This is a genomic window from Ekhidna sp. (assembly GCF_965228795.1).
Lineage (GTDB): Bacteria > Bacteroidota > Bacteroidia > Cytophagales > Cyclobacteriaceae > Ekhidna.
In genome coordinates this window covers 2,294,014-2,306,665 of the sequence record NZ_OZ245839.1, presented here as the reverse complement: position 1 = coordinate 2,306,665, position 12,652 = coordinate 2,294,014, and the positions used below count along the sequence as shown (strand labels likewise).

At 39.6% G+C, this 12,652-nt stretch carries 8 protein-coding genes; 2 read left to right on the top strand and 6 right to left on the bottom strand.

Annotated elements, in window-relative coordinates:
* Window positions 1–116 precede the first annotated feature (116 nt).
* From ACQK2H_RS10250 to ACQK2H_RS10230, 5 genes are all read right to left on the bottom strand, one after another.
* Window positions 117–2,945, bottom strand: coding sequence for a M16 family metallopeptidase (locus tag ACQK2H_RS10250; RefSeq protein ID WP_425391348.1), 2,829 nt, complete (start codon window positions 2,943–2,945; stop codon window positions 117–119).
* Between the two features lie 136 nt (window positions 2,946–3,081).
* Window positions 3,082–4,455, bottom strand: a complete 1,374-nt coding sequence (locus ACQK2H_RS10245; RefSeq protein WP_425391347.1) for an efflux RND transporter periplasmic adaptor subunit — start codon at window positions 4,453–4,455, stop codon at window positions 3,082–3,084.
* Window positions 4,456–4,487: 32 nt separating this feature from the next.
* Complete coding sequence (locus ACQK2H_RS10240; protein WP_425391346.1) at window positions 4,488–5,924, bottom strand: TolC family protein; 1,437 nt, start codon at window positions 5,922–5,924, stop codon at window positions 4,488–4,490.
* A 1-nt stretch (window position 5,925) separates the two neighbouring features.
* The gene (gene sdaAB / locus ACQK2H_RS10235; RefSeq protein WP_425391345.1) at window positions 5,926–6,603 is read right to left on the bottom strand and encodes an L-serine ammonia-lyase, iron-sulfur-dependent subunit beta; all 678 of its coding nucleotides are present in this window, start codon (window positions 6,601–6,603) and stop codon (window positions 5,926–5,928) included.
* A 41-nt stretch (window positions 6,604–6,644) separates the two neighbouring features.
* Window positions 6,645–7,439, bottom strand: a complete 795-nt coding sequence (locus tag ACQK2H_RS10230) for a thymidylate synthase (RefSeq protein ID WP_425391344.1) — start codon at window positions 7,437–7,439, stop codon at window positions 6,645–6,647.
* Between the two features lie 106 nt (window positions 7,440–7,545).
* Between ACQK2H_RS10230 and ACQK2H_RS10225 the strand changes: the two genes are divergently transcribed.
* Together ACQK2H_RS10225 and ACQK2H_RS10220 are read left to right on the top strand one after the other, a co-directional pair.
* A complete protein-coding gene (locus tag ACQK2H_RS10225; protein WP_425391343.1) occupies window positions 7,546–9,741 on the top strand; it encodes an efflux RND transporter permease subunit in 2,196 nt (731 codons plus the stop codon).
* Entirely contained in the window at window positions 9,731–10,183 is a 453-nt protein-coding gene (locus ACQK2H_RS10220; protein WP_425391342.1) for a peroxiredoxin, read from the top strand. The genes ACQK2H_RS10225 and ACQK2H_RS10220 overlap by 11 nt, the downstream gene beginning before the upstream one ends.
* On the opposite strand, the gene ACQK2H_RS10215 is transcribed toward ACQK2H_RS10220, so the two are convergent.
* Complete coding sequence (locus ACQK2H_RS10215) at window positions 10,184–12,637, bottom strand: ABC transporter permease (protein WP_425391341.1); 2,454 nt, start codon at window positions 12,635–12,637, stop codon at window positions 10,184–10,186. It lies immediately after the preceding gene.
* Window positions 12,638–12,652: the final 15 nt, after the last annotated feature.

Sequence of the window (12,652 nt, the reverse complement as noted above, 5' to 3'; positions counted from 1 at the left end):
TAAACGGCATTAAATGCGGTTTCAATGTCTTTAAGCATCAATTAGTAAAGAGATTCTCCCTACGTCAGAAAGTCATTCAACCATTGATAAGACGTCTGAGACAGCCTTAAAAATGTTTACTGCGTAAGTATATTTCCTTTTATATCCAGAAGTATTGGGTCACCCATTCCTAGTTTCTTTACTTCTTCAAGCTGAGTGGCTCCATCACCTACGACTAAATAAATCATTTTGCTCTCATCCATATACTGATTGATGAGGCGCTTGTAATCTTCAAGAGTCATTGATGTAAGCTCTTCCTGCTCTAGCTCCATGAATTCAGGACGTTTACCAAACTTGGTCATTTCGTGCAGCATATTCAGCTTAGCTCCAAGACTTTCAAAAGCTCTTGTGTTCGCTTTTAATATTTTGGTTTTTGTTACTTCTACATCCTCTTCAGTAAAGTTCTCAGCGTAATTCGCAATCATATCACTCATGATTTCCAATGATGGTAATGTTGCATTTGCTCTTACGCTGGTAGTGGCTGTAAATGGAGCTATCACTGTTCGTTGGGGAATGTATGCATAAGCACCATACGTATATCCCTTCTCGATTCTTAAGGTCTGGAACAACTGACCACTTGATCCTCCGCCCAATTTTTCATTTGCATAAGTCAACTCATTGTACTCCGGGTTCATGCCAGACATTGCAAGCTGCCCGATATAAATTACTGACTGTTTAGCACCAGGAAAGTCAATAAAATAAAGATTTCCTGCGTTGTTCAAAGCTGGATCGGGATAGCTAACTATTTCCACATCTATTGAGGACCAATTTAATTTGCTAAGTTCATTGACTACTTCTTCCTGCGTTAGGTTTCCGGCAACATGAAAACTTGCCACTGCTGGTGAGAGGTTAGCAGCATAATAGTCTTTGAGATCCTGCAGGGTAATATTCTCTACCGACTCAATTGTTCCAAAAGTAGAATATCCCATTATGTGATCATCTCCGTAGATAAGCTTATTGAAAACTGTTGATGCCACAGAAGTAGGACTTGCCTCTCTACCTTTCAGTCGTGTAAGCAACGACTGTTTTAATCTATCAAACTCTTTTTCATCCCATCTGGGCTCTAACAGGACTTCTTTTACAAGATCGAATGTTTCATCAAAATTACGTGCCAGACAAGATGCTGATATTGTCAATTCTTCTGTTCCAGCATAGACATTGATTGAGGCACCTAGCAACCCTATCGCCTCTTCTAGTTCTGCCGGGGTTTTAGTTGCAGTACCCTCAGTCATCATATCAGCTAAAAGAGCAGCTGTCCCTGACTTATCAATTGGATCATGATAATGCCCGCCCTTGATCACAATATCAAAATAAACAAGAGGAAGCTCATTGTTTTCAATGCCAAAAACCTGCATTCCATTGTCTAAATAAGCCGACCACACTTCAGGTGACTTAAGTAATGGAAGCTCTCCAAAGTCAGGTTCAGAACGATCAAATTTTGAAGGGGTTTTTTCGTACTCGGCTACCTCCCCTCTTGTTACATTTTCAGCTGCTACATCAGCAACAATTTCCTCAACAAAAACTTCTGCTTCTTCAGAGCCAGACACAGTCAGGTCTAGTTGACCGGCTGGCACAAAGCTTGTCATCACATAATTCCGGCCTTTTATGTACTCATTATAAACGCGCATGACATCCTCCGAGGTAACTGCCTGAGTCAACTTTGCGGTTTTGGTGATGTAGCTAGGGTCTCCACCAAATTCATTATCAGTGACTAACTGAAATGCCTTATTTAAAACAGTACTGATCCCTTGATAAAGATTAGTTTCCAGCTCCGCTTTAATTCTTTTCAGGTCTTTTTCGTCAATTCCGTTCTCTTCGAACCGTGTAAGCCCTTCTTCAATAGCCAATTTCACCGTATCTAAATCCGTATTTGCATTCGCTCTTACACGGAATACAAACTCTCCGGCTACTTCATTTGAACTTTGATAGGTAGAGACATTTGGTGCCAGTTTTCGCTCCTCCACAATTACCTGATAAAGAGGTGCCTTTTTGCTACCACTTAGTAATTGACCCAAAACATTCAGGGCATACATATCTTCATGATAGTCCTCTACTGTTGGGTAAACCATCCTGATTTCAGGCAGCTTGGCAAACTCATCTTCAAAATAAAGCGACTTTGTTTCACTCAATGTTACCGGCTGTGGTTTAGGCTTCTCCACTTCAGGACCTTTTCTGATTTCACCGAACCATTGCTGTACTTTCTTTTTCGTCTCTTCGGGATCAATATCACCTGCAATTACAAGGGTAGCATTACCCGCTCCATAGTATTGTTCATAGAATTCCTTTACATCATCAAGCGTGGCTGCTTGTAGGTCAGGAAGTGACCCAATGACGGTCCAGCTGTATGGGTGTCCTTCCGGATATAGATTTTTCCTAATGATTTCATCAGTATACCCATAGGGGGCATTATCTACTCGCTGACGCTTTTCGTTCTTTACAACCTGCTTCTCCGCTTCCAGTGCATCTTCAGTTACAGTATTGATCATGTAACCAAATCGATCAGAATCGATCCAAAGGATTTTATCGAAGGCGTCCTTTGGTACTACCTCATAATAGATGGTACCATCAGACCAGGTACCGCCGTTTCTACTTCCACCCCATTCCGGGATCAATTTTCTGTTTGCACCTCTTGGCACGTTTTCAGAATCATTGAAGGACATGTGCTCAAAAAAGTGAGCAAAGCCTGTTCGACCCGGCTTTTCTCTGTTTGAACCAACGTGCATAAGTGTAGCGACAGCTACTATTGGGTCTGAGTGATCTTCATGTAGAACCACTTCTAATCCGTTATCTAATGTGAATTTTTCGTAAGGTATTTTGAATTCCTTTTCTTCCATTTTTTCTGATTGGGTGCATCCCCCTAAAAAAAGCAGGGTAATTAATAAGGATAGTGTTGATGTGAGTTTCATAGTCGTACTTATTTGATGACAAGTTGGTGTAACCAAACTAAAATGAAAAATAAGTTTTGATGATCGGTAAAAAGCCAAACAAAAAACCCTGAGCTCGAATACGGATCAGGGTTTCATGATTAGAATGGTTTGATGACTATTCTTCAGTTTTAGTTTCCGGTTTTTCCTTTTTGTCGTTTTTAGCTTCTACATCATCCCCATCTTTCAACCTTTTAGAAACAGCCAGGAATGGTCCGCTAACCACTTCAGTTCCTTCCTCTAATCCGGAAACGATCTCAATTCTGTCAAAATCACTAATTCCGGTTTCCACTTCGGTTTTAACAGCTTTTCCATCCGTAACTACAAACACCACTTCTTTCACCTCTTCATCAGCCAATTGTTCTGCAGCGGACGAATTGCTATCATCACCATCTTCTCCTTCACTTCTGTTATCCTTTTCTGAACGTGTGGTAACTGATGCTAATGGAACCGTTAAAATATCTTTCTTCACTTCTGTGATAATATCTACACTTGCAGTCATTCCAGGTCGGAACGGATACTTTAGTCCTTCTTCCTTAATAAGGTCTTGATAAGACTTGTTAAGTATCAGGATTCGAACTTCAAATTCAGTAACCGCGTCTGCAGAAATTTTATCATTTGCAGTATTGGCGATATGTGTCACGACTCCCTTGAATGTTTTATCCATGTAGGAATATGAGTCCACATCAATAATAGCTGTGTCACCTACACTAATTCGGATGATGTCATTCTCATTAACATCCACCTGAACTTCCATTTTAGATAAATCAGCTATTCGCATCACTTCAGTTCCCTGAAATTGAGATGTTCCAAGCACTGTTTCACCAAGTTCTACAGGAAGTTTAGATACAATTCCACTCATTGGTGCTGTTAAGCTTGTCAAACGTAAATTCTCACGTGCATCTGCCACTCGTGCTTGTGCACTGCTTAAAATGTAATCAGCGGCATTAACACTCTCTTTAGCTGACTCATAGTCTTGCTCTGCAATTTGGTAATTAGCTTCGGCTAGCTGAAAATCAGCCTCGGAAATCACCTTTTCCTTAAATAATTTTTTCTGACGTTCGTAATCTTGTTCCGCTCTTTTAAAGTTTGCAGCCGCACGAGCTCTCGCTGCTTTGGCCTGCGCTAAAGAAGCCTTTTGTTGATTTAAACCGGCCACAGCCTGATCCAATGCAGACTGAAAGTTATCAGGACGTATTCTCAACAAGAAATCACCTCGACTGACAGAATCACCTTCCTCAACTTCCAACTCAATGATCTCTCCCGATACCTCAGGGCTTAGTTGTACCTCTACTACAGGTTGAACCTGACCCGATGCACTCACCTTTTCAATGATGGTGTTTTTCTCAGCGGTTGCTATCTCAACCTGAATTTTCTTTTTCTTACCTACCCAACCCTGGGATTTACCAATTACAGCGAATAGTATTAGAAATACTACCACCCCACCCAGGATATATAAAATTTTATTATTCGATTTTTTCTTCTTAGCCATGATTTTTCTAAATATAAATTGGTGATCAGTTATTAAAATGTTAAGGGTTTCCCTTGATAAAACTCAAGTACTTTCATCCGGAATACAAAATCGAATTTTGCTCGCGAAAGGTCAGTTCTTGCTTGATAAAGGTTATTTAGTGCTACCTGATAATCAGTAAAGTTGGCCGCACCATTGTTGTATTGATTTTCAACTGCTCGATAGGTTTCTTCCAGTGCTTCAACCTGTCTTTGAGAAGCGGTGTATGTTTTGGATGCCGCTAGTGCATTTCTGTATGAAGATTCTATCGTTTGGAATAGCGCATTACGCTGTTCCATTTTGTTAATTTCAGCTTGTTGTACCGCAATCTTGGATCGTTGAATGTCTGATCGTGTACGGAACCCGTTGAAAATCGGAACATTTAGACTCAATGTTAATCGCTTACTCAAGTTATTATCGTATTGCGTTGAAAGAGGAACTGTTTCACTCTGTAGTTGTACATCAAAATCCTGTTCAAAGATTGGGTCACCATTGTTATCAACGAAGGTCGTAGGATTTAAATCGCCTGTTGGAGTAACAGAAGCCACCGTTACATCCTGGAACGCATCGGAGTAGTTGGTACTAAAACCACCTCCTAAATTCAGAGTAGGATACATCCCTCCTTTGGAAACTTCTAACCCAACCTGAGCACTTTTGACTCTAAGGTCTGCACTTTTCATTTCCGGTTGATTTTCCAGCGCTGTGTTATAAATATCCATCACAGAGCTAGATTCAATTTCTGTTTGATCCACTTCGATTTCAGGAATCACGATATCTATTTCTTGCCCGGGAGGAAGCAACATTGCCTGTTTTAAGGTCAGAACGGATAAATCCAAATTGTTCTGTGAGTTGATCACTGCTACTTCATTAGATGCAACCTGACTTTGTAATTGTAATTCATTAGCTAGAGGAAGTGCTCCTGACTCCACCAACACTTTTGTTCGTTCGTATTGCTGCTGGCTTGATTCAAGTTGAAACTTTGCATTATCTAGCAATTCCTTATTGAGGATTACATTCAAGTAGAATAGTGAAATGTTTAATGAGATGTCATTTACAGATCGTTTCAAGTCATATTTTGAGGCCTCCTTATCGAATTTGCTCTGTTTGATAGAGTTGTTGACCTGCATTCCATTTATAATAGGAATATTGGTACTTCCGCTAACCCCATTAAAGTTGATTCTTCGATCTATGAATTGGTTGGTGGTAGGATCGATACCTCTACCCCAGTTATATCCATAATTTCCGTTCAAGTTAATTGTAGGATAGCGTTGTGCTTGTGCTTGCAGCAAATTGATTTCCGCCCCTTGAAGACTTAGCTCGCTTCGCTGTACAGAAAGGTTGTTATCAACAGCTATTTCTATACACTCTTCGAGTGAAAGAATCCGTTTTTCTTGACTGAGTCCTCCAAAAGATAGAATGGTCAATACAGTGATTAGTCCTAGTTTTCTCATATCATTTGTCTATGTCTGGTATGTAGATGACTTTGTGCACCCACTTTCTCTTCTTTAAATATTGTAACGTTATATCATCAATGCCTGAATCCATTTCCAGGATCAAACATGCTAAGTCATTTTTTGCCTTCCTTGACACAGTCATGGTAGCTATATTACACTCATCCTGAGACAACACTTCTGTAAAAAAGGCTATGCTTCCCTTTACATCATCCGCTTCAATAATGAGCGTATGAAGACTGGCCGTGAAATTGGAATCAAATCCATTTACTTCTTTAATACGAATCACTCCACCACCTCTGCTTTCTCCTAGTACTTCTACACTTTTATCCCCCCTATTTGCTTTTACTCTTACCGAATTTGGGTGAAAAGTAGAGGCACTACCGATAGACCTGAATTTATAATTCAAGCCAACTTCTTCAGTCAGATCAAGCGCATTTTTAATTCGCTTATCATCGGTATGAAAATCCATCAAACCGGAAATGATTGCACGGTTGCTTCCGTGACCTTCATACGTTCTGGCAAATGAATTATAGAAAATGATGTCAGCGTTCTCAGGGATTCCTCCAAGAATTTTATACGTCACCCTCCCAATACGCACAACACCTGCTGTGTGTGAGCTGGAGGGGCCGATCATAACCGGACCAATCATATCAAATATGCCGCTGCTTTCAGCCATGGATAATTCTTGCTTAATTGACTATTCTAATCATCTAAATGTTACACAGCCACTGCACCTTTTATGTGAGGATGGGGGTCGTAGTTCATCAATTCAAAATCTTCAAACTTGAAACCGAAGATATCCTTTACATCAGGATTGATTTTCATTGTTGGAAGCTCACGTGGCTCTCGGCTCAACTGCAACTGAGTTTGCTCTATATGATTGTTGTACAGATGAGCATCTCCGAACGTGTGAACAAAATCACCCGGCTCGAGATCACAAACCTGCGCTACCATCATTGTAAATAATGCATAAGATGCAATATTGAATGGCACCCCTAGAAACACATCCGCACTGCGCTGATAAAGCTGACAGCTTAACTTCCCATCAGCCACATAAAACTGAAACAATGTATGACATGGTGGTAACGCCATATCATCTACATCAGCGACGTTCCATGCGCTTACAATGTGTCTTCGGCTGTTTGGATTGTTTTTTATACCATCAATTAGTTTTTTTATTTGATCAATTTTCCGGCCATCCGGTGTTTCCCAACTTCTCCACTGCACACCATATACCGGGCCAAGGTTTCCTTCTTCATCCGCCCACTCATCCCAAATGGACACACCATTTTCTTTTAGGTATTTAATGTTTTGGTCTCCCTGAAGAAACCATAACAATTCATGAATTATTGATCGCAAGTGAAGCTTCTTGGTTGTTACGCATGGAAACCCTTCACTTAGGTCAAACCTCATCTGATAACCGAATACACTTTTTGTTCCTGTTCCGGTACGATCACCTTTCTCTGTACCATTATCCAGGATATGTTGCATTAGGTTCAGGTATTGTTGCATTCTGTTCGTAGTTTGGTAACAAAATTAACTTTTAAACGAAGAAACCCTGAACCCACGATTAGATAAATATGTCGAGCGGTTAATTACCCCAAAGGGAAAGGCGATAATGACTGGCTTACTGGTAGCGATTACGTTGCTATTAGGCTGGAATCTGCAGTATGTGGCCTTTGATTTCGAATTTGAAAAGTTTTTTCCAAATAACCACCCGGACAGCAAAGCATATGCGAAGCACGTAGATCAGTTTGGTTATGACAATGACTACCTGCACATTATTATTGAAAGCGAAGATTGGATTTTTGACAGTGACTTTCTCAAGAAGGCCAGTGCTTTTGAGAAGTCTTTGAACACAATCCCGGATGTTAAAAATGTCTACTCTCCCCTTTCACTTCAGCATGTAGTAAAATCACCAACCGGATTAGTGATTTTTCCACTGATGCATGCGGAGGATCCTACTGATTATCAGCTCAAACAAGATAGCATTCGCATTTTTGGAAATCCGTTTTATCGTTCTGCTTTTAGTGAGAATGGACAAGCACTAAGTATTTATCTGAATCATGCGCATTTCAATGATCAGATGAGAAGCGAACGACTTTTAGAGGCCATTAAGCTCAAAGCTGAAATATATGAAGTCCCTAATATTCGATTGGTAGGTAAGCTAAGTGCTGCTGGAGTTTTCATCTCATACATTCAAAACGATTTCGGGAAGTTTCTAATTGGATCGCTGATCTTGAGTTTTTTGCTTTTGCTAATCATCTTCAAAAATTTCAAATCTGCTTTACTTCCATTTTTAATTAGTCTTTTATCGATTGTATGGCTTTTTGGATTGGTGGGATTATTCGGATACAAAATCAACCTCTTGAGCTCTTTACTCCCACCCATCCTCTTCTTTGTTTCCATGTCAGATGCAGTACACCTTATGAATGCATTGAAAAAAACAGATGAGACAGACACTGCCGCAAAGATTAAAGAAGCACTGAAAATAGTATGGACGCCTACACTACTTACTTCTGTAACTACAGCCATTGGTTTCCTGAGTCTTATATGGATCAATACTGAGCCGGTTCAATTACTCGGTGTTTTTGCTGCGATAGGAATTCTCATAGCATTCATCATTACTTTCTCATTTGGGCTTTTAATGGCCTCAATCACCACCTATTCTTCTGATCAGCGAATCCTGGAAGTACCTCAATGGTGGCTGAAGGTTCTTGTTTCAAACAAAAAAGTCGCTTGGATCTTTGCGATTATTATCATCGGATCTTTAACTCCGGGGATTACCAAACTGAAAGTGAACTCATTTCTCCTCGATGACCTCCCTAAGAACTCTGAAGTAAGACAGGATTTTGAATATGCTGATGAGCAGCTGGGTGGCTCTAAACCGTATGAAGTCAGAGTTACATTGGCAGACACCAGTCTTTCCATTTGGGATAAAAAAGTGATGGATCAGATTGTGATCATAGAGGAATATTTGCTTAATGATTATCCTATAGCAAAAGTACAATCACCGGCAACCATTATTAAATATCTGAACATGGTGAATCAGGGGGGGCTAAATAAAAACTATAAGTACCCGGATTCAGATAGAAGGTACCAGCAAACCCTAAGATTAAAAAACAGAATAGACCCTAAACGACTGGATAAGCTCGTGACCGAAGATGGGAAAGTTGGAAGATTAATTGGTTTTTTCCCGGAGCTTGGTTCGTATGAAACCGACACCAGAAACCAAAAACTACTTTCCTACCTGGATCAAAACATAGATAGTAGCATCATCGACTATCGAATAACGGGCACCACCTATTTAATAGATAAAAGTCATGAGCTCCTTTCATTTAATTTATTGAAAGGATTGTTGACTGCAATCGCAGTGATTGGCATTATCCTGGGCGTATACTTCAGGTCTTGGAAGTTGTTAATTATCAGTTTAATTCCAAACATTATTCCGCTTGTCATGGTTGCAGGTATTTTAGGCTGGTTAGGTATCTCGTTAAAGATGACAACCTCCATCATTTTTACTATTGCATTCGGAATCGCCGTGGATGACACTATACATATGATGAGTTATTATTTAAAGAAGAAAGATGCGGATCCTTATAAGCGAATGGAAGGCACATTTAAGCACGCCGGAAGTGCAATGCTTATCACATCCATTATTATGAGCGCCGGATTTTCTCTTTATTTATTCTCAAACTTTGGTGCGACCTTTTACTTAGGGCTTTTTGTCAGTCTATCGCTACTAATTGCACTAATCATTGACCTAACCATTCTGCCCTTATTACTTATCAAATTCAGGAAAAATGCTTCATAAAGGAGAACCTATACCTAGCGTCACATTGGAAGATCAGGATGGAAAAATAGTATCCTTATCAGACTTCAAAGGGTCGCCACTTATCGTCTATTTCTATCCAAAAGACAACACGAAAGTTTGTACTGCACAAGCGTGTGGCTTTCGCGACAATTATGAGCAATTTTTAGAAGTAGGTGCTGAAGTGATCGGCATCAGCAGAGACAGTGTAGCTTCTCATAGAAAAGTGACTAATCAACGAAAATTGCCATTTATTCTATTAAGTGATCCTAAAAAGAAAGCTCATAAAGCTTTTAGAGTGCCTTCAGCTATGTTCGGTCTGTTTCCGGGGCGAGTTACTTTTGTGATTGATAAAAACGGCAGAGTAGCACATACCTTCAGAGCTGACTTTACTGCCGATAGTCACATCAAGGAAGCCCTGAAGGTATTGAAAGAACTTAATTAACTATTCGTCTTTTAAAACCTCCGACGGGTTTAGCAGTGACGCTTTAGTCGTTTGAAATATTGATATCGCCAAAGAAATAAAGAGTAACACCATGAGGGAAATAATAAAAATATCTACGCTCATGGATATATGATACTCAAAATCTGAGAGCCAGTTATTCATAAAGTAATAAGCTAACGGAACTGCAATCACAAACCCGGTTAAAAGCAACTTGACATAGTTTTTAGAAAAAAGTAATACGATGCTCGATACAGAAGCACCAAGAACTTTTCTCACACCTATCTCCTTTAGTTTTTGCTCTACAGAAAATGCTACAATTCCAAAAAGTCCTAATGATGCAATAATTATTGTTAACAATGCAAAAAAGGACAATACGCTTCCAAATTGCTTTTCATTGCGATATATATTCTTGAAGTAATCATCAACAAGCACGTATTCGAAAGGTCTACCTGACGCAAACTCATCCCATTTACCATTGATATCAGTAAGCAACGGCTGTAAATCTTGTTGAGCTAAATTGGTTTTTACTACCACACGTTTCAATGGTCTTTCACCCTGAGCGTTGGACTCGGAATGAAACACTGCAAAGGGTTCAATCGGTGAATGCAGTGACAAGAAATTGAAATCCTTAACCACACCAATGATGTGGTACGTCCCACTCCAGTTTTCTATTTTTTTATTTAGAATTTCCTCATCGATTGGCCATCCAATCGTTCTGGCAGCAGTTTCGTTAATGATAATGCCATTTATATCATCTGAATGAGACGCATTGAATTTACGTCCCACAACCATTTCTACCTCCAACAGGTCCAGGTAATTATCATCTCCCAAGACATAATTGAGTGGTAATGATCCAGCTTCAGGTTTATCCGGAATAAACTGATCTCCATTGTAGATCATAAACGGAATCGCATCACAAACAGCAACACCTTGAACACCGTCCAGCTTCACTAATTCGTCTGCAAACTCCTCCTGTGAACCGGTCCAATGCGCATTGTCAACAACAATTAGATTATTCTTGGAAAAGCCTAAATCTGCATTTATTACATGATTTAACTGCTTATAAATAGTAATAGTACAAATGATGAGTAAGAATGATAGAACATACTGTGTAACGAGCATTCCATTCCGGATTCCTAACCCCTTCTTGCCGGATCGTAATTCACCCTTCAGAGCTGATATAGGGCCAAAGGAATTAAAGAATAGAAATGGGTAAAAACCTGCAACCAAACTTACAATCAAGACGAGTATGGTAATAAACAAAATGATAAGCGGCTGATCCAGTAGAGATATAGATAACTCAACTCCTAACGTCTGATTAATTAATGGTAACAAGTTTAAAATCAGAAACAATGATGCCATACATGCCACTACACAGTAGGCCAAGGATTCTCCAAAAAATCGTTGTAGAAAAACGCGCTTATCTCCTCCCAGTATTTTTCGCACAGCCACATTTTGAGCCTTGTTTGTAAACTGTGAGGTGCTCAGGTTGATGAAGTTGATACAAGACAGTATCAGTAAGAAAATTGCTGACCCTATTAATGCTCCAACAATCTTAATATTTCCGACATCATTTAATCGATTGTAAATATTGTTTGAGTGAAGATAAACATCCTCAAATGGCTGTAAGTATAAATTCCATTCTTTGCCTGCTGCTATGTATTCATCGTAGGTATAGCCCATAACTTCAAGTGTCTGAATTGCATGCTTTTCAGGTAATTGATTCAGTTTCGATTGTACTACATCTTGATTGGCCTGTTCATCCAGAAGAATAAAAGTTTCGAAGGTGGTCCACATCCAACTCCAATTGCTTCGTGCGACGCGATCAATGCTATTCATAGAGATTATTAAATCATACTCGATATATGATTTCTCATCAATCTTTTTTGCTACACCGGTTACTTTGTACGTCTCCCTAATTGGTCCACCACCTAAATCAATCAATCGACCAACCGGATTTTCATTACTAAAATACTTGATTGCAATATCTTCAGATAGTACGATGGAGTTAGGTTTATTCAGAACTGAAGATGCATCGCCGTACAATAGAGGAAAACTAAACACTTCAAAAAAGTTGGAGTCCGCTGCGAGGATATATTCATCATTGAAAAACTTCTCTTCATCTCCTAAATCAAACCTCACCGGATTTAGGTCCGGGGTATGCACACGAACCACCTGATCAACTTCAGGGATCTCTTCAGTAATGGAGTATCCTACACCCGGCCCGGTACTTGAGAAAAGGTTTGGATTGTCCTCACCCCAAATAAAGGTTTGATTCACCCGATAGATGCGATCACCATTTGCATGGAAGTTGTCATAGCTCAATTCATTCTGAACATAGAGATAAATCAATATGGAAGAAAAGAATCCAACTGTTAGTCCTAGAATATTAATAAAGCTAAACAGTTTGTTACGCTTTATTGATCGAAAGAATAGCTTGAATGATGTAAACATTGGTGTAAAATTAGG